The sequence below is a fragment of the Megasphaera sp. An286 genome (genome assembly GCF_002163455.1).
Classification (GTDB): domain Bacteria; phylum Bacillota; class Negativicutes; order Veillonellales; family Megasphaeraceae; genus Megasphaera; species Megasphaera stantonii.
This window is the reverse complement of record NZ_NFIY01000001.1, coordinates 208,444-227,117: the sequence shown is the minus strand read 5'-3', so window position 1 is coordinate 227,117 and position 18,674 is coordinate 208,444. Positions and strand designations below refer to the sequence as shown.

General features: G+C 54.2%; 19 protein-coding genes. 1 reads left to right on the top strand and 18 read right to left on the bottom strand.

The genetic code is table 11. From position 1 onward, the window contains the following. Positions 1-3: 3 nt before the first annotated feature. Positions 4-408 (bottom strand): signal peptidase complex subunit 2, encoded by a 405-nt coding sequence (locus tag B5F80_RS01075; protein ID WP_232818842.1) that lies wholly within the window; start codon positions 406-408, stop codon positions 4-6. Between the two features lie 193 nt (positions 409-601). Between B5F80_RS01075 and B5F80_RS01070 the strand changes: the two genes are divergently transcribed. After that, positions 602-1,063 (top strand): nucleoside deaminase, encoded by a 462-nt coding sequence (locus B5F80_RS01070; RefSeq protein WP_198643550.1) that lies wholly within the window; start codon positions 602-604, stop codon positions 1,061-1,063. A gap of 75 nt (positions 1,064-1,138) precedes the next feature. Here B5F80_RS01070 and B5F80_RS01065 read toward each other — a convergent pair whose 3' ends face one another. From B5F80_RS01065 to radA, 17 genes are all read right to left on the bottom strand, one after another. Further along, entirely contained in the window at positions 1,139-2,269 is a 1,131-nt protein-coding gene (locus B5F80_RS01065) for a phosphonoacetaldehyde reductase (protein WP_158099941.1), read from the bottom strand. Positions 2,270-2,283: 14 nt separating this feature from the next. Beyond that, complete coding sequence (locus tag B5F80_RS01060; protein WP_158099940.1) at positions 2,284-3,123, bottom strand: ABC transporter permease subunit; 840 nt, start codon at positions 3,121-3,123, stop codon at positions 2,284-2,286. Next, entirely contained in the window at positions 3,120-3,893 is a 774-nt protein-coding gene (locus tag B5F80_RS01055) for an ABC transporter permease subunit (RefSeq protein WP_204246309.1), read from the bottom strand. The genes B5F80_RS01060 and B5F80_RS01055 overlap by 4 nt, the downstream gene beginning before the upstream one ends. Further along, complete coding sequence (phnC, locus tag B5F80_RS01050) at positions 3,890-4,684, bottom strand: phosphonate ABC transporter ATP-binding protein (RefSeq protein ID WP_087476950.1); 795 nt, start codon at positions 4,682-4,684, stop codon at positions 3,890-3,892. Before phnC ends, B5F80_RS01055 begins: the two co-directional genes overlap by 4 nt. Before the next feature lie 14 nt (positions 4,685-4,698). Next, positions 4,699-5,625 (bottom strand): phosphate/phosphite/phosphonate ABC transporter substrate-binding protein, encoded by a 927-nt coding sequence (locus B5F80_RS01045; protein WP_087476949.1) that lies wholly within the window; start codon positions 5,623-5,625, stop codon positions 4,699-4,701. Between the two features lie 243 nt (positions 5,626-5,868). Beyond that, a complete protein-coding gene (smpB, locus tag B5F80_RS01040; RefSeq protein WP_087476948.1) occupies positions 5,869-6,336 on the bottom strand; it encodes an SsrA-binding protein SmpB in 468 nt (155 codons plus the stop codon). Positions 6,337-6,348: 12 nt separating this feature from the next. Next, on the bottom strand, positions 6,349-8,673 hold the full coding sequence (gene rnr, locus B5F80_RS01035; protein ID WP_087476993.1) for a ribonuclease R: 2,325 nt from the start codon (positions 8,671-8,673) through the stop codon (positions 6,349-6,351). Positions 8,674-8,753: 80 nt separating this feature from the next. Further along, the gene (secG, locus tag B5F80_RS01030) at positions 8,754-8,990 is read right to left on the bottom strand and encodes a preprotein translocase subunit SecG (RefSeq protein ID WP_087476947.1); all 237 of its coding nucleotides are present in this window, start codon (positions 8,988-8,990) and stop codon (positions 8,754-8,756) included. Positions 8,991-9,034: 44 nt separating this feature from the next. Next, positions 9,035-9,724 carry an RNA polymerase sporulation sigma factor SigH gene (sigH, locus tag B5F80_RS01025; protein ID WP_087476946.1) on the bottom strand — a complete coding sequence of 230 codons (690 nt, stop codon included), beginning with the start codon at positions 9,722-9,724 and terminating at the stop codon, positions 9,035-9,037. 12 nt (positions 9,725-9,736) lie between these two features. Continuing rightward, positions 9,737-10,264, bottom strand: a complete 528-nt coding sequence (locus B5F80_RS01020; protein ID WP_087476945.1) for an NYN domain-containing protein — start codon at positions 10,262-10,264, stop codon at positions 9,737-9,739. Continuing rightward, the gene (gene rlmB, locus B5F80_RS01015) at positions 10,261-11,010 is read right to left on the bottom strand and encodes a 23S rRNA (guanosine(2251)-2'-O)-methyltransferase RlmB (protein ID WP_087476944.1); all 750 of its coding nucleotides are present in this window, start codon (positions 11,008-11,010) and stop codon (positions 10,261-10,263) included. The genes B5F80_RS01020 and rlmB overlap by 4 nt, the downstream gene beginning before the upstream one ends. A gap of 2 nt (positions 11,011-11,012) precedes the next feature. Continuing rightward, complete coding sequence (locus B5F80_RS01010; protein WP_087476992.1) at positions 11,013-11,498, bottom strand: ribonuclease III domain-containing protein; 486 nt, start codon at positions 11,496-11,498, stop codon at positions 11,013-11,015. Continuing rightward, positions 11,495-12,940: a cysteine--tRNA ligase gene (cysS, locus tag B5F80_RS01005; RefSeq protein WP_087476943.1), complete on the bottom strand. Its 1,446-nt coding sequence runs from the start codon at positions 12,938-12,940 to the stop codon at positions 11,495-11,497. Before cysS ends, B5F80_RS01010 begins: the two co-directional genes overlap by 4 nt. 314 nt (positions 12,941-13,254) lie before the next feature. Next, a complete protein-coding gene (gene gltX, locus B5F80_RS01000; RefSeq protein WP_087476942.1) occupies positions 13,255-14,718 on the bottom strand; it encodes a glutamate--tRNA ligase in 1,464 nt (487 codons plus the stop codon). A 22-nt stretch (positions 14,719-14,740) separates the two neighbouring features. Continuing rightward, entirely contained in the window at positions 14,741-15,931 is a 1,191-nt protein-coding gene (ispD, locus tag B5F80_RS00995) for a 2-C-methyl-D-erythritol 4-phosphate cytidylyltransferase (RefSeq protein WP_232818841.1), read from the bottom strand. Continuing rightward, positions 15,932-17,125, bottom strand: coding sequence for a TRAM domain-containing protein (locus B5F80_RS00990; RefSeq protein ID WP_087476941.1), 1,194 nt, complete (start codon positions 17,123-17,125; stop codon positions 15,932-15,934). It lies immediately after the preceding gene. A 172-nt stretch (positions 17,126-17,297) separates the two neighbouring features. Then, a complete protein-coding gene (gene radA / locus B5F80_RS00985) occupies positions 17,298-18,674 on the bottom strand; it encodes a DNA repair protein RadA (protein ID WP_087476940.1) in 1,377 nt (458 codons plus the stop codon).

The following is an 18,674-nucleotide window of genomic DNA, read 5'->3' as shown; positions in this document are numbered from 1 at the left end:
CTCTTACCGATGCAGAAACGCCTTGACGATGTTATATACAAAATAAATGACCAGCGCGCCCAGCAAATAGGGCATCGCCATGATGATAAAGCCAAGGGCGCTGATGATGACGGCGACGATGCAGAATACGATAAAGCCCAGGGCCAGCTTGACGCGCCAGGACAACCCCGACGTGATGATGCGCACGCCTGAACGGCGGCGCTGCTGTTCGCGCATCTGCTCCTCATAGGCTTTCTGTTCGTCCCGTACCGTACCATCTTCTTCGATCGTCTGCCCGCGGAAGCTGTCCCGTTCGTGATCCGACATAACCTTGGCTTCGGCCTGCTCGTACTGCTGGTACAAGCGATGGCACGATTCGCACATGCCGTCGTCATAGACGGCTTCTCTATCGCAATAGCGGCACTTCATAGTAGTCCTCCTAAATTTCTGTAGCACACATAATACAAAATATCTCTCTTATTATATCATTTATCGTTTTGATTATCTATTCATTCATACAAAACAAGTCCGGCAGCCCAAACCATTTCGTTTTCCCGCCTGCCTATGGTATAATATGCGAAGCGTAAAAAGAAATCTGCGAATCATGGAGGAATGATATACGATGAATTTCATGGACGAAGCCATTAGCGAATCGGCAAAAAACCTAGAAACAGGCCACGGCGGACCTTTCGGCGCCGTCGTTGTCAAGGACGGCGTCATCGTCGGACGCGGCCATAACGAAGTATTGAAAAACAACGACCCGACCTGTCACGGCGAAATACAGGCCATCCGCGACGCCTGCCGCAATCTCGGCACGTACGACTTATCGGGCTGCGAGCTCTACACGTCGGCCGAACCCTGCCCCATGTGCCTTTCGGCCATCATCTGGGCGAATATTAAAACGGTGTATTACGGCAACAGCGCCAAAGACGCCGCCGCCATCGGCTTCCGCGACGACTTCATTTACGATTTCATCAAGCGGGGCTGCGCCGACGAAGATACGCTGGCCTTGCGGCAGATGGGCCGCGAAGAGGCCATCAAGATCTTTGAACAGTACAAAGAAAAGAATATGACCATATATTAATCGCTGCAAACGAAAAAGCTTGAAACATGGGACTCTAAAAAGTCCCTTTGTTTCAAGCTTTTTTCATCGTCGCGATTAAAAAATACGTTCCAGTACAGCCTGCACATCTTCGGGCTGTACGGCGACGGGATTGTTGTCCGCCCGGCCCTTGGTGAAAGCGTGACCGACGATGTAGGGAATATCGCCGCTGCCGATGCCGTAGTCCCGCAGGCGAAGAGCAAAGCCGCCGAGAGACAGCATATGGAATACCCAGTCTTTGACCTCTGCCGCCGAAGCGCATTGATACGCTTTCAGCAGCTCAGCATAGCGAGGAATCGCCGCCTTATTGAAATCCATGAAATCGCCCAGCGTCAAAGCCGCCGCCGTGCCATGAGGCACGCCGAATCTTTCCGTCATGGGGTACGATACGGAATGGCAGACTGTCGTCTTCGTATTGCTGAAAGCCAGTCCGGCATATAAGCTGGCCTTGCCGATGAGCAGGCGCAGCTCCGCGTCGTCCGGATGAGCCGCCAAGTCCTCTAAATGGCGGCGAATGAGGCCGATGGATAATAAGGCAAAGGTCTGGGATACTTCATTCGACCGGCGGGCCCAGAAGGACTCCGTACTGTGGCACAGGGCGTCCAACGCCGACGATATCGTCAGCGCTGCGGGACATGTCGCCGTGCATACGGGGTCGACGACGGCCAGGGCCGCAAAGTTATGACTATAGCTGCAGGACATCTTACATTCCCGTTCCCGATCCCATACGGTCGCCCACGGCGTCACTTCCGAACCCGTGCCGGACGTCGTCGGCACGCCGATCCAGGGAATAGGCTGCACCGCTTCATACGCCTCTGCGGCGATAAAGGCCCGCAGCCCTTCGGTCCCACGAATGCCGGCAGGAATCGCCAGGGCCAGGGTCTTCGCCGTATCCATGACGCTGCCGCCGCCGACGGCGAGGATGAGGCCGTACGGTTCGCCGCCCACCCGCTCCAGCATTGCAGCCATATCGGCCACGTCGGGATTGGAAAGCGTCAGCTCCTCTTCCCGGACGTCGCGCCCCGCTAAGGCCTTCCGCAAAGCCTGTCCGGCAGGACTTTGAGAGAAATCCATGCCGCGGGTCAGCAGGAGAATCTTCTTCTCCCGGCTCGTTTCCTCCAAGTAAAGAGCCAGCTTTTCCAAGCCGTCATGTCCGGCAAGGATGCGCACAGGATTATAAAATTCCAACGTTACCACTCCTTTTACTGCATGGACCGCTTGACGAGCAAAAAGCCACGTTCTAAGCAAAAAGCGAAGGCGAATACCAGAAAAACGGCGAGTCCCGCTTGTCCATACTGATAGTTTTGTATGCTCGTAGAAATAGCGAAGCCGATGCCGCCGGCTCCCACCATCCCCAGAATCGCGCATTCGGCAAAATTGATTTCAAACCGCAGGGCAATCCAGGCGACGAGCTGCGTAACGGCACTGGGCAGCAAGCCGCAGCAAATGATCTGCCAGCGCGTCGCGCCTAAGGCCGCCAAGCCGTCTATCGTATCCTGCGGCACGTCTTCAAAGGCCTGGGAAAAGGCCCGCGTAAAAAAGGCCACCGTGTGAATCGATAAGCCCGTAACGCCTGCTACGGGGCCGAATCCAAAGCAGACCAGCATCAGTAGAACCCATACGGGCGTCGGCACAGCCCGCAAAAAGGTAAAGAAGGCCTTGACCGCCCCGGCGGCGATTCTGCTGCCGACGACGTTTTCCGCAGCCAGCAGTCCGAAGACGAGGCCGAGGAATATGCTGTACACCGTAGCCAGCACCATAATGGAAAAGGTATCGGCGAAGGAAAGAAGGGTAAAGTCGACGCTGTCCGTCGTCATATGAGCCATTTTCCAAAAAATTTCAACGATGCCGGAGGAACGTTCCGCCAGCTGCAGCCAGTCAATGTGCAGCATGTACAGAGACGCCGCGGCGGCTGCCGCCGTACCGGCCAGGAACAAGGCGATGAAATGATCTCCCCCGCGGACGCCGACATCTATCTTTTTCTTCCCATTCTTCTCGGGCCTCACGGCCGAATCTACAGCCGTAACTTCTTCTATATTCATGGATTCATCACTCTCTTTCGCAAGCATCCCGTCATGATATCTACCAAGATGACAATAGCCGCAATCATCAAGATGATGCCGGCGGCCTGCGGATATTTAAAGGCTTTCAGATACGACAGCAGGACCATGCCGCTGCCGCCACCTCCCACCATGCCGACGATGGTCGAGGCGCGGATATTGACTTCCAGACAATAGAGAAACCATGAAATAAAGCCGGCTATGCAGCAGGGAATCACGCACTGGAACATGCGCTGCCAGAAATCAGCACCTACGGCTTCCATACATTCTAACGTGTCCTGAGGAATTTCGTCAATAACCTCGATAAACGTGCGGGTCATAAAGGCGAAGCTGGTAATGACCAGGGCGATAAACCCTACGCTCGTGCCGACGCCCAGGGAGGAAAAGAGGATAAAGGCCCAGACAAGGGTCGGAATGTTGCGCAGGAAGGTAGCTGCGCCGCGGATGACGCCGGCAACGTACCGGGACGGCGACGTCTTTTCACTGCCGAATACGGCGGCCACGACGGCCAGCACTGCCGCGACAAAGGCTGACGATATGGCCAGGGAAATCGTCACGGCAATACATTCCATGACGGCTTCGCTGAACGATACCTGCGGCGGCAGAAAGTCTTCCGTAAAGAACTTCCATCCTTCGCCCAGCTGCGGTATGATTTCTGCCGGGTTAAAGCCGGTATAGGCTGTGGCGGCGATAAAGGCCGCCGCCATGAGCCCGGTCATCGTATAGATTACATGAGATTCGTTCTGTTTCATAGGTTTCGTTCCTTTATCGCAAGTTCGTCGGCCGATACGCCGTAAATAGCCTGAATCACGTCGTCACCCATATCGCCCGGCGGGCCGTCAAAGACAATTCTTCCCTTCCGCAGACCGATGACGCGGGTCGCATAGGCCTTAGCCACGTCGATCTGATGCAGGTTGACCAGACAGGCGATGCGGCGGCGCGAGGCCATGGAATAAATCATATCCATGATGATTTTAGCGCTCGACGGATCCAGGGAAGCAATGGGCTCGTCGCAGAGAAGAATCTGCGGCTCCTGCATAAACGCCCGGGCAATGCCGACGCGCTGCTTCTGGCCGCCCGACAGGTCGGCGGCCCGCGTATTGAGGAAATCGCCCATGTCGATTTCTTTCAGTAATTCTACGGCCTTTTCCTTATCTTCTTCCCGGTACCGTCCTATCATCCCCTGCAAAGAGCCCATGTAGCCCAGACGGCCGTGGAGCACGTTCTGCAGCACCGATAAGCGGTATACCAGGTTGTAGTTCTGGAAAATCATGCCTATTTTCCGCCGCAACGTCCGCAAATGGCTGCCCTTAGCTTTAGAAATATCCTCGCCGCCGATAAGTATGCGCCCTTCCGTCACGTCGTGGAGCTTGTTGACGGAGCGAAGCAGCGTCGACTTTCCGGCGCCGGATGGGCCGATGACGGCAATAAATTCTCCCGGATATACGGAAAAGCTGACATCATTCAATCCCTGCGTTCCGTTTCCATACCGCTTGCCTACATGTTCAAATACGACGACTGGCTGCTCTTCTGTCCAATTCATGCGAGCCGGCCTCCTTACTTGCTGAGGAGCTGATTCAGCTCGATAATGGGCTGGTAATCGGCTTTAGAAGCTTCTACAAAGCGAGCGCCTTTTACTTTAATAACCTTTGTGAAATAATCTTCGTTGTTATACTGCAGGAGAAAATCCGTCAGTGTCTTGCGCAGATTTTGATCCATATCAGCACGAATGATCATGCCTTCTGAAGGAATCGGATCTGAAGTGGCAATGACCTTGATGTCTCCAGCCTGAACATTGCCGCTGTTAATTTCAGCCTGCAAAATCTGATCTGACACAGCAGCCACATCTACGTCACCTTTAGCAACGGCCTGAATGCTGGCTTGATGCTTACCGGAGAACATAGCCGACGAGAAAAACTTTTCGTTCATGTGCAGCGTTTCGCTGTCGAGATTTTCATTGGCAAAGGCCTTCATGAGCATGCTCGTCGGAATGAGATTGCCCGACGTGGAGCCCGGGTCGACAAAGGCCATCTTCTTGCCCTTTACGTCCTGAAGGGAATTGATATCCGAACGGTCTGCCCTCGTAATGAAGACGGAATGATACAGGGCCTTCGCCTTGTCTCCGTCAGGGGCCTTCATGACGATGACGTCTACATTACCGTCTAAGCGCTGGTTTGCCAGAGAGATGCCCTCTGCTCCCAAATAAGCCATGTCGGCCTTTTTCGTCCGCAAGGCTTCAATGATGCCGTTGTAGTCGGACGCGCTGATTTCCTTTACTTCCCGTCCCAATGCTTTGCCTAAATCTGCCGATAAGGCGCTGCGGGCGTCGGCGCTCTGCTCCGTCGATTCGTTCGGCGCGTAGGCGATCGTAAAGGGCTGCTGCCCGCTGCCGCCTCCGGAACTGCCACAGCCGCCGAAGCCTGCCGCCGCGGCTACCAACATTAAAGACACGCTAAGACCTTTCATCCACCGTTTCATATTCATGTCCATTTCCTCCTGTGTACGACAATATGATACTTTCCATATAATGCCTTGCTATACCTATATCCTACGGTATCCATATGTAGTTCCAGAAAATATATTGCAAATTTTTTGTAAATAATTGTATTTTACAGCATTTATTTGCATATTTTAGAAATATGTGGTTGAAATTGCAAACGCAGGAAGAAACAGCAAAAAACCTCTGAACGACATCCATTGCCATTCAGAGGTTTCATCGATTCCCTATCAGCGGCGTTCCTTCATGCGCCGTTCAATATCCCGCTTCGCTTCCTTTTCAGCCAGGGCCTGCCGTTTGTCGTACAGCTTCTTCCCTGTCGTCAAGGCAATCGTCGCTTTGACCTTGCCTTTTTTGAAATATAAGTTCAGGGGAATCAAGGCATATCCTTTTTCTTTAATACGCCCCAACAGCTTGAGTATTTCATACTTATGGAGCAGGAGCTTCCGCGTCCGCAGCGGGTCGTGGTTGAAGCGGTTTCCCTGGTCGTAGGGGCTGATGTGCATGCCGACCAGAAACACCTCGCCGTTTTCAATGCGGCAGAAGCTGTCCTTCAGGTTGACCTTCCCCTGCCGCAGGGACTTCACTTCCGTTCCCGTCAAGGCGATTCCCGCTTCGTAGGTTTCATGAATAAAATAATCGTGGCGCGCTTTGCGGTTGTCCGTAATATATTTTACGCCACTCGGTGATTGTGCCACTGGCAGTTCCTCCTATTTTTTCCTGGACTTCTTGCCCTTGCGTTTTTTATCCTTCTTACCCTTTTTCTTGATTTTTTTGTCCTTCTTCTTTTTCTTTCCCTTCTGGGAGTCCGCAGCGCCGGCGAACCAATTTCGCTTCGTCACTTCCTGCTTGCCGCTCCGGCTGCCGTTCTTTTTATGCCGCCGTTCGGCGCCGGCTGCCATGAGCTGCCGCAAATCCTCCAGCGATTCTACCTTGCCGGGAACAAAATCGATTTCGCATTTCTCGACGTTGACCTTCGCCAGCGTCACTTCCATCATGTCGCCCAGATGGTATACGCGCCCGCCATGCTGTCCCCGCATCGTATACGTCGTTTCGTCGAACTCGTAATTATCGTCGGTCAGCAGGGAAATGTGAACCAGCCCTTCAATGCCGTTTTCCAGGCCGACGAACAGGCCGAAGGACGTAATCCCCGTAATATGGGCCTCATAGGGCTGGCCGATAAAGGGGACCATGTACTGAGCCTTCTTTAAATCGTCCGTTTCCCGTTCAGCCTCGACGGCGATGCGCTCGCGGGAGCTGGCCTGATCGGCGGCGATCGTATGGTACGCCAGGGACTGCTGCGCTTCTTCCTGAGTCAGCTTGCCTCGTTTTTTATTCTGCCGGATCAGCCGGTGCACCATCAAGTCGGGATAGCGGCGGATAGGCGACGTAAAATGGGTGTAGCACTCCGAAGCCAAGCCGAAGTGGCCGGCGTTATTCGTCGAATACCGGGCCTGCTGCATGGAGCGCAGGGCAATGGTCTGCACGACGAGTTCGGCGCTCGTTCCCTTGGACTGCTTCAGCAGCTTTTGAAAATCGGCGGGCTTCACGTCGTCGCCTGACGGCACAGGCAAATCAAAGCTGGCCAGCACGGTGCGCATCATCTCCAGCCGTTCCGGCTCGGGCGTTTCATGCACCCGGTATACGGCCGGATTTTCGCTGTCTCTCAAATAGGCGGCGACAGTCTCGTTGGCGATGAGCATGCATTCTTCTACGATTTGCTCGGCAATCGTCCGCTCTCTCTTTTCCAGCCGCAAGGGCTTGCCTTCTTCGTCGAGGATAATCTTGTATTCGGGAAAATCGAAATCGATGGCGCCGCGGCGCAGCCGCATCTGCTTCAAAATCTGCGCTACGTCCTGCAGGTCCCGCAGCATGGGCATAAAGGGCTGCAAGTCGTCGGGGATAATATCGTCAACTAAAGCTTTTTTGACTTCTTTATAGTTACAGCGCCGCTTTACGCGGATGACGGCCGGTCCGATGTCGGCCTTGACGACCTTGCCTTCCTTGTCGATTTCCATTACGCAGGTCATGGAATAGCGGTCCTGGCCGGCATTGAGGCTGCACATATCGTTGGAAAGAACCGTCGGCAGCATCGGAATGACCCTGTCGACGAGGTATACGCTCGTGCCGCGTTCGTACGCTTCGGCGTCGAGCAGCGTGCGGGGCCGCACGTAATAGCTTACGTCGGCAATGTATACGCCTAAGCGGTAATTGCCGTTGGACAGGCGTTCCACATCGATGGCGTCGTCCAAATCCTTGGCGTCTTCGCCGTCAATCGTAATGAGCTGGCGATGGCGGTAATCGCGGCGGCCGTCTTCCAATACGACAGTCCTGTCGATAGAGTCGGCTTCCTTCAATACGTCGTCGGGAAAGGCAAAGGGCAATCCGTGACGAGCCATGATGACTTTAATATCCAAGTCCTTGTCGCCGTCATACCCTAATATTTCCGTCACTTCGCCTTCGGCCTTGCGGCCTTCTTCAGGCCATTTCGTAATGGTCACGAGGACGCGGGCGCTGCTGCGGGCGCCGGCCGTTTTATCCAGGGGAATATAGATATCCTCCCGGATCCGTTCGTCGTCAGGACGGACGAAGCCACATTGCTTTTCCCGCTCGAACGTCCCGACCAGGGTCTTATTCGCTCGCTCGACAATGCGGATAATTTCCCCTTCCGTTTTATGGCGGCCGCTGCCGCTCTGAATAATGCGCACGGCTACCTTGTCGTTATTCATGGCCGTATGCCGGTACTGCTCGGCAATGTAAATATCGTCCTGCATATTTTCGCAGAGGACAAATCCAAAGGTAGGCGTATATCCCTTGTATATGCCTACGATTTCCTGAGCCCGCTTAGATGCGCCGTAGCGTTCTTCGGATATTCTCACGAGACTCCCCCTCCTTATCATCTCTTCAAAGGTTTCAAACAGTTCGGACAGCTCCCCGCCGGCCAGATGCAGCCGCTCGGCGCAGTCCTCCACGGTAACGCCGTCCGGTTCCACATTACATATATCCATTATATCATGGGACAACTTCAAATTCATACTCTTTATACATTCCCTTTCTCTGTCGTTCGTCTGCATATGAAAAAAGCCTGCGACGACGCCGCAGGCCATAACGTTCATTAAAATGTATTCAGCAATCTGCCTAAAATCAATGTCACGATTGCAAAGGCAATAGATACGACGATAGTTACTTTAGACAGCAATGCGTCCATACCGCGGGCTCTGCTGCCAAACAGGTCTTCCGCGCCTCCGCCGAAGCCGGCGCCCATGCCTTGAGTCTTGCTTTTTTGGGCTACGACAACGCCGATAAGAATCAGAGACAAGATGACAACTAAGATTTCCAATACAGTAATCACGCTAATCCTCCTTACAACACATGCTTAACGATACTATTGTACACTCATTTGCCTTTTCTATCAATAGGTTCTGATTTATTTTCTCCATCCCGGTTTTCCAAATAACGTTCCAGCTTGCGCTTGACGCGCTGCAGGGCGTTGTCGATGGATTTTACGTGGCGATGCAGTTCTTTGGACATCTCGTTGTAGGACTTCCCTTCCAGATAGGCCGTCAGCACCTGCCATTCCAGGTCGCTCAGGATTTCGTTCATCTTCAGCTCGATGTCGGCAAATTCCTCCCGGCTGATGACGAGCTCTTCCGGGTCGCTGACGCGGATTCCCGACAGAATATCCTGCAGCGTCCGGTCCGATTCATCTTCATAAATCGGCTTATTCAAGGATACGTACGAGTTGAGGGGAATATGCTTCTGCCTCGTCGCCGTCTTGATAGCCGTAATGATCTGCCGCGTAACGCACAGCTCGGCAAAGGCCCGGAACGAGGCCAGCTTGTCGCCGCGAAAGTCCCTCGTCGCTTTATACAGGCCTATCATGCCTTCCTGAATGATGTCGTCGCGGTCGGCGCCGACGAGAAAGTAGGCCCGTGCTTTGGATTTCACAAAGTTACGGTACTTATTGACGATGTAATCCATCGCCTCGCCGTCCTGTTCCTGCTGCGCCAGTTGAACGATTTCTTCGTCGCTCATCCCTTCAAATCTGTCCGACCGGGGAAATTCCTCTCGCATTTCTGCCTGCATATTATACCTCTACTATTTCGATCTGCGAATTTTTTCTAATTTTCTCAGCACGTCTTCGTCCTGCACGCGGTACACGACTTCGTTGCGCTGACCGCCATGCTTCAATACGTTGCGGTGCTCGTAGGCCGCCGTTTCCTTCCGCGTCCGCTCTACGTCCTCGGCAAGCTCTCTCGCCGGCATGCGGTACGCGCCGGTGCCCAGCACCTGCGTCTGTTCCGAACCGTCGGATGTAGCGACGTAAATGATGCGCTTGTCGTTGCGGTGCTCGTAGACCAGCCGTTCGATGCGGCTGTCCGCCGTTTCCTCTTTATCCGTAAAGATGACTTCGCAGTCCCTGCCGATTTTCATGCTTTTTTCCGCCTCGTCCGTGTACATCGCGTCGAAGACGAGGACCAACTTATATCCCTTAGCCTTGCCGTAGCTCACAAGGGTATCCGTCAGCTTCTCCCGCGCGTGGTCCAGCGATTGGGCTGCCAGCTTTTTCAGCTCGTCCCAGGCAAAAATGATATTGTACCCGTCGACGATCAGCAAATCCTTCATTTTGCCACCGCCTGCCGCTGGCGCACGGCTTCATACATCAAAAGGGCCGCCGCCACGGAAGCATTGAGGGAATTAACCTGGCCGAACATGGGAATCTGCACGAGAACGTCGCATGTTTCCTTTACCAAATGGGATATGCCCCGGCCTTCGCTGCCGATGACCAGGACGATAGGCTCGGTCAGAGAGCTGTGAAAATAATCGACGCTGCCGTCCATATCGGCGCCGATAACCCAAAAGCCCCGCTTCTGCAATTTCTTCAAGGTCTGCGTCGTGTTGCCGATCTGCACGATAGGCATATACTCGACGGCGCCGGCAGACGTCTTGCCGACGGTTTCGTTAATCGGCGCGCTGCGCCGCTTCGGCAGGAGGACGGCGTCGACGCCGGCGCATTCGGCCGTACGGATAATAGCGCCTACGTTGTGCACGTCTTCAATACCGTCCAGCAGCACCAGAAACGGCGTTCGTCCCGACGCTTCCACGTCGGCAAGCACGTCGGTCAAATCGGCATAGGCCACGGGAGCGGCGAAGGCGACGACGCCCTGATGGCGGCTCCCAGGCGCCAGATGATTCAAGATCTTAACCGGCGCGCGTTCTATGAGAATATCCTTCTCGCGGGCCAGCTCCTGGATACGCAGCAGCGGCGGCGCGTCATTTCCGGCAGCTATATATAGTTTTGTAATGGACCGGCCGGCACGCAGCGCTTCCGTCACGCTGTTGCGTCCGACAATGATGCTTTCGTCGCTCATGGTTACACCTTTTCTCCATGTTTTATTGCACAATATTCTTTCGTAAACCTGTATATTTCATCCATAAGCCCGCCGAGGCGGCCGGCTTTCTCCGCCATAATCAAGTATCCCACCAGGGCTTCCAGCGCCGTACTGTCGTGATACTCGGCGACGGACGCGCTCTTCGGCGCCTGCGAATAGGCATTGCGGGCCCGCTGGCAGACAGAAGCTTCCGTCTCATCCAGCGTCTCCTTGATATGACGGTACACATAAGCCTGGGCCTTAGCCGAAACGAATTCCGAAGCCAGCAGGTGCAGGACCTGCACGTTGGGAATGCCGGTCTGCACCAAACGCCGCCGCAGATACAGGGCGTAATACGCATCGCCGACAAAGGCCAGGGAAATCGGGTCGAGCCGCGAGGCATCCTGTTCAGGTACCTCCAGCCGCTCGCCTTTGGCAAAGGCCGCATAGGCTCGTCCTTTTAAGGCTTGAAGCTGTTTAAATTTCACTTTTTCCAACGCGCTCCCTGAGGAGAATCTTCAATCGTAATACCCAAGGCTGCCAGCTTATCGCGGATGGCGTCGGCCAAAGCATACTGCTTCTGCGCCCGGCATTCCTGGCGGATTTCCAGGATTGCGTCCATCAGGTCGTTGTAATCCTTGCTGCTGGCGCTGCCTTTCTGGCCGCTCCACCGTTCTTCCAAAATGCCGAGGATGTCGGTCATCGTCTTGAAAATGCGCTTTACTTCCGATACGACGGACGAATCGACGGGCACGCCGTTGTTGACGACGGCGTCTTTATAGATGTTGACCTTCTTCGCCAAATCGAACATTGCCGCGCTGGCCAGAGCCGTGTTGAAATCGTCGCACATCGCTTCTTCAAAGGCTTCTTCGTTGGCCTTGGCGTCAGCCATGAGCTGCGCCGCTTCTTCCGACTTCGCGCCGGCCGGCATGTCGAGCAGTTCCAGCACGTTGTCAATCGACGTGCCGAGGCGTTCCAGGCTGCGGGTCATTTCTTCGAGCCGTTCGTCGCTGAAGTCGAGGGGGCTGCGGTAATGGTTGGAAATGAGGAAGAACCGCAGGGCGTCCGGATTATAATGTTCCAGTACATCCTTGACCAGGAAGAAGTTATTCAGGGATTTGCTCATTTTTTCCGAATTGATCGTAATGAAGCCGTTGTGGAGCCAGTAACGGACCATAGGCTTCTTGCCCGTATACGCTTCGGACTGGGCGATTTCATTTTCATGGTGCGGGAAAATCAAATCGCTGCCGCCGCCGTGGAAATCAAAGGTATCGCCGAGATACTTATTGCTCATAGCCGAGCATTCGATATGCCAGCCCGGACGGCCCGGTCCCCAGGGGCTTTCCCAAGACGGTTCGCCCGGCTTAGCGCCTTTCCACAAAGCGAAGTCCATAGGATTGTGCTTGCGGTCGTCTACTTCGATGCGGGCGCCGGCCATCATATCGTCGAGGCTGCGGCCGCTCAGTTTGCCGTAGCCGGCAAATTTTTCCACGCTGTAATATACGTCGTTGTCGATGACGTATGCGAAACCCTTTTCAATGAGCACTTCAATCATGTGGATGATTTCTTCCATATGCTCCGATACGCGGGGGTATTTGTCGGCCCGGCGGACATGGAGCTTGTCCATGACGTCGAAGTACGACGCAATATAACGGTTGGAAATCGTATCCCACGTTACGCCTTCGCCGTTAGCCGCATTGATGATCTTATCGTCTACGTCGGTAAAGTTCTGAATATGCGTTACTTCATAGCCCAGGTGTTCCAGGTAGCGCTTGATGACGTCCCAGGTGACGAAGGGACGGGCGTTGCCCATATGGGAATGATTGTACGGCGTGATGCCGCAGACGTACATCTTGACCTGTCCCGGCGTGACGGGCGTAAAGGTTTCTTTTTTACGAGTCAGCGTATTATATACTTTTAATTCTCTCATGGTAAACCTCCTTGATAATACAAAAAGGCCGCCATCCCTTTACAGAGACGGTGGCCCGTGGTTCCACTCTGTTTTTATGGCATCGCCATAATCTCAAAGCACATAACGGGTGCATCCGGACCAGATTACTAGCTTCACCTGATCTGCTCGCAAAGGCATCTTTGCAGCTTCTGCCATCTAAACAGGTTCTCAGCCCAGGCCCGTTCTCTCTGTAGCGCTCGTCTGCAAATCATTTTGGTCATTGCATTTAGATATACATTATTTATTACTATGTGCTACTTATATTAGCGAATATTCCCTAATCTGTCAAGCCCTTATTGGTTCAGCAAACCGCTCTGCTCCAACCGGCTCAACACTTTATCGCGGCCCATGAGGGCGACGATGACGTTGAGGTCCGGGCCGTGCATCACGCCGGTAATGGCGACGCGGATAGGCATGTATACGAATTTGCCCTTGACCTTCAGGCCCTTTTGAATCTTCTTGAACAAGGGCTGTACCGTGTCGGCCGTTACTTCGTCCAGAGCCGCCAGCTCATCGCGGAACATAGTCAGCACAGCCGGAGCCGTTTCTTCCTTCAATACGGCCGCCGTTTCTTCATTTTCCGGAGCATAGTCTTCCGTAAAGAATACCTGGACGGCATCGACGATCTGCGCGCCGTACTGGACGTGCTCGCGCATCGCCCAAACGACGTCCTTCAGCCAGGACAGCTCAGCGGCGTCCGGTTCCTGCGAGGCATAGCCGGCCTGCTGGAGATGGGGCAGGCAGAGGGCCAGCAGCTGATCGGCGGTGAGCTGCTTCATATAATGGAAATTAATCCAATTCAGCTTTTCGATGTCGAATACGGCCGGATTCTTCGCTACGCGGTCTAAGGAGAACTGCTGATTCAGTTCTTCACGGCTGAAGATTTCCTGATCGCTGTCCGGCGTCCAGCCGAGAAGGGCCAGGAAATTGACCAGCGCGTCAGGCAGATAGCCCATATCGCGGTACTGCTGCACCGACGTAGCGCCGTGGCGTTTGCTCATCTTTTTCTTGTCGGCACCTAAAATCAACGATACGTGGGCAAAGGTCGGCACGGGGAATCCCAGGGCATGGTACAGGACGAGCTGGCGCGGCGTATTAGACAAATGTTCTTCCGCCCGGACGACGTGGGTAATCCGCATGAGGGCGTCATCGATGACGACGCAGTAATTGTAGACGGGAATACCGTCGGACTTGACGATGACGAAATCGCCGACCTTATTGGAATCAAAGGCCACGTGGCCGCGGACGAGGTCGTCGAATTCCAGCGTTTCATCCTTCGGCGTCACGACGCGGATGACGTAGGGACGGCCTTCTTTTAAATACTGCTCTACCGTTTCCTTCGGCAGATTGCGGCATTTTCCGCTGTATACAGGCGTTTCGCCGCGGTTCATCTGTTCCTGCTTTTCCGCTTCCAATTCTTCAGGCGTGCAGAAGCAATAGTAGGCCTTTCCTTCGGCCAGCAGTTTTTCCGTATATTTCTGATAAATCGGCAGGCGGTCCGTCTGACGGTACGGTCCGTCCGGGCCGCCGACGTCGATGCCTTCATCCCACGTAATGCCCAGCCATTTCAAGGCTTCCTTGATATTTTCTTCCGACTCGCTGGTCGAACGCTTTCTGTCTGTATCTTCAATGCGTACTACGAATTTGCCGTTCGTATGCTTAGCCATCAAATAGTTGAACAGCGCCGAACGAGCACCGCCGATATGGAACGGGCCTGTCGGGCTCGGCGCAAAACGAACGCGAACTTCTTGTGTCATGAACAATTCCTCCCATAAAATGCTATTTATTTCTATATTTCAGGACCATCGCCGCAGCCTGGGCGGCCATGCCCTCTTCCTTGCCGACAAAGCCGAGCCGTTCCGTCGTCGTCGCCTTGACCGACACGGCAGCTTCGTCTATCTGAAGAGCTCCGGCAATATTTTCAATCATGCGCGGCACGTAATCTTTGATCTTTGGCCGCTGCGCCATCAGCGTCACGTCGACGTTGATAACCCGGCAGCTGTTTTCAATCAGGATTTGCCGCACTTTTTCCAGCAGCAGCAGGCTGGATATATTCTTAAACTTTGCGTCTGAATCGGGAAAATACGTGCCAATATCCTTCAGTCCTGCCGCTCCGAGCAAGGCGTCCATCACGGCATGAACGAGCACGTCGGCGTCGGAATGGCCGGCCAGTCCCCGTTCAAAAGGGATTTCTACGCCGCCCAATACGAGCTTCCGCCCTTCCGCCAGGGGATGGACGTCGTAGCCGCTGCCGACGCGGTGTTCCGTCGGGCCGTTCATATAAAATTCCAGAATAGGCACGTCATCCATCGTCGTAACCTTGTGATTCCGCTCGTCGCCCTGCAAAATAAAGAGCTTTTCTCCCAAAGCTTCCACTAAAGACGCGTCGTCTGTTCCGCTGATATGGTGCTCTTTAGCGTACTCGTGAGCCTGTATCAATACGTCGCGGTGAAATATCTGCGGCGTCTGCACAGCAATAAGCCGGCTCCGGTCCAGGGTCCGCACCGTCTGCAGCCCCTGTCCGCCGGCAATTTCCCGTTCCTTTACCGTATCCTTGACGGGAATGGCGTAAACGGCAGCCTTGGCTTTGGCCATAACCCCGACGGCGTTGTCGTACCATTCCGGCCCGGCAAAAGGACGCGAGCCGTCGTGAACCATGACGACATCGGCGTCGCGGCTCGTCGCCATTAACCCATTGTACACGGAATCTTCCCTCTCCGCTCCGCCTAAGGCATACCGCACCGGCATGGATGGGTGGAGAGACTCGACGATGGATACGATATCCTCATGATCCCGTTCGGCATTGACGATAACGACCTCGTCGACGGACGAAGCCGAAAAAACGTGCATCAGCGTATGCGCCAGCACCGGTTTGCCGCATAATGGATAAAAGAGCTTATTCCGCTCATATCCAAAACGCCGGCCTGAACCGGCGGCTACGACGATAACAGATACTTTCAAAAAATTCACCTACTCATCCGTAATTTTTACAAAAATCATCCGGCCTGCCGACGTCTGCAGCACCGACGTCACTGTGACAGGAACGTTTTTGCCGATATATTTATGGCCGTTTTCAACGACGATCATCGTGCCGTCGTCCAGGTATGCTACGCCCTGATTTTCTTCCTTCCCGGCCTTTACGATATAGACTTCCATCTGCTCTCCGGGAATACGGGCCGGTTTCAGCGCGTTGGCCAAATCGTTGATATTCAGGACGACGACGCCCTGCAGGGCAGCTACCTTATTGAGATTGTAATCGTTCGTCACGACCTTGGCGTTGATCTGACGGCCCAGCCGCACGAGCTTGGAGTCAACGCCTTGGACATCGCTGAAATCATCGTTGATAACCCTGACTTCGACATAGTTGTCTTCCTGCATCTGCTTCAAAATATCCAGGCCCCGGCGTCCTTTATTCCGCTTGAGCAAATCCGACGAATCGGCGATGAGCTGAAGCTCTTCCAGGACGAAGACCGGAACCAGCAGCGGCCCTTCCAGAAATCCGGTGCTGCAGATTTCCGCAATGCGGCCGTCGATAATCGAGCTGGTATCGAGAAGCTTTCCGGAAAACTCATTGTGCTGGCGCTTGACGTTCGGTTCTTTATTCTGTTTTCCCAGGCGGATAGAACCAACTAGCCCCAAAATATCAGCCCGCTTGCGGATAGCAATGCTCATGCCGGCATATCCGAACACGATGCTGAACACGATAGGACCGTAAGCGCCGATAATAGGCAGTCGGGCAAACGCCAGCCCAATTAAATTAGCAATAATAAGTCCAAAAAGCAAACCCAGCGTTCCGACTATCAGGTCCTGGCTTTCGAAATCGCTCATTCCCGATTCGATACGGTGAATGATCTTCCAAATCAAATGAAGGACAAAGGGAGAAATGAGATAGCCAATCGCTACCCCCAGGACGACGCCTATGATATAAGCGATAACGGTAAGCAGCGTAATGCCGAAAACGCTGCCGTGAAAAAATCTCACTTCAATTTCCGCGCTGAAGTAAGGCGTCGCGATAATTTGATCAGAAATCATGACGCAGACCACGGCCATGATCAGCATGATAACGCCTCTCATGATATTATCGGTAATCTTGCCGCCGTTAAATTTCTTTGTACGCCGTTCCTTTCCCTTTTCGTTCGTACCAGTCGTACGTTCCACATCCATTGTGCCGCACCTCCTTTTTCACCGTGTATGATTTACGATAACTACATAACTATATCACACTTTTTAATAATAAACCACAAAAATAACAGGGACATCACAATTTTTTTACAAAAGGATAAACTTTTCCCGACGAAGCCCCTCTCTTGGCCCAGCGAATGGGTTGTGCAGGCTTCTACGTCGCTGTAAACGCCGCCTGTATCGCGTCGCGCAGCGTCGCCGCCCCGATAATCCGGCATTGCGGGAAAGCTCCTTCCTTGATTTCATCCAGATTTCCCTTGGGAATGATAAAGGTCTGGAACCCCATCTTCGCGCCTTCCTTGATGCGCCGCAAGGCATGGGGCACGCGCCGTATGTCGCCGGTCAGGCCTACTTCACCCATGACGACGGTTCGGCTGTCCATCGGCATGTCGCGCAGGCTGGAAAAAACGGCCAGCACGACGGCTAAATCGGCGGCAGTTTCCGTGACGCGCAGGCCGCCGACGCTGTTGATATACACGTCCTGCGTGCCCAAAGACAGGCCGACGCGCTTTTCCAGCACGGCCAGCAGAATAATCAGCCGGTTATAGTCCATGCCCGACGCCGTGCGGCGCGGGACGGCAAAAACGGAATGCGTTGTCAGGGCTTGAATCTCCCCTAAAAGGGGCCGCATGCCGTCCATGACGGCGGCGACAGCCGAGCCGGCTTGATTTGCCGACCGCTCGGCCAGGAGCATTTGCGACGGATTAGTCAATTCGGACAACCCCGTTTCTTCCATCGTAAACAATCCCGTTTCGTTCGTCGACCCAAAGCGATTTTTGATTCCCCGCAACACGCGGAACTGATAATTCCGCTCGCCTTCAAAATACAGGACGACGTCTACCATGTGTTCCATCATGCGCGGTCCGGCAATCGCCCCTTCCTTCGTGACATGGCCTATGACGATGACCGAAATGGACTCTGTCTTGGCAAATTCCATGAGACGCCGCGTGCTTTCCCGTATCTGAGTCATGCTGCCCGGCATGCCGTCGGCGTCGCTGCTGTACATCGTCTGGATAGAATCGATGATCAGCAGCACCGGACGGCGTCGCTTTGCTTCCTGCAGTACGGCGTCGAGAGACGTATCGGCCTGTATGATGAGATTGGAAGCCGTAATTCCCAATCGTTCCGCCCGCACCTTAATCTGTCCGGCCGATTCTTCGCCGGAGCCGTACAGCACCGCGCCGGCATGGCGGCACACGGCATCGGCAATCTGCAGCACCAAGGTCGATTTGCCGATACCGGGGTCGCCGCTCAGCAAGATCAGCGCTCCCGGCACGATGCCGCCGCCCAGCACGCGGTCCAATTCGCCGATGCCCGTCCGGACGCGGCTCATCTGTTCCATGGCGATATCCTGCAGCAAGGCCGGCTTCGCCCCCTTGCCCTGCCGCGCGCCGACGCCTTTAGGCGGTTCAGGCACAGCCTGTTCTTCCATCATCGTATTCCATTCTCCGCACTGGGGGCACCGGCCCAGCCAGCGGCTGGACACGCTGCCGCAGTTAGCGCATACGTATCGGATCTTCGTTTTAGCCAT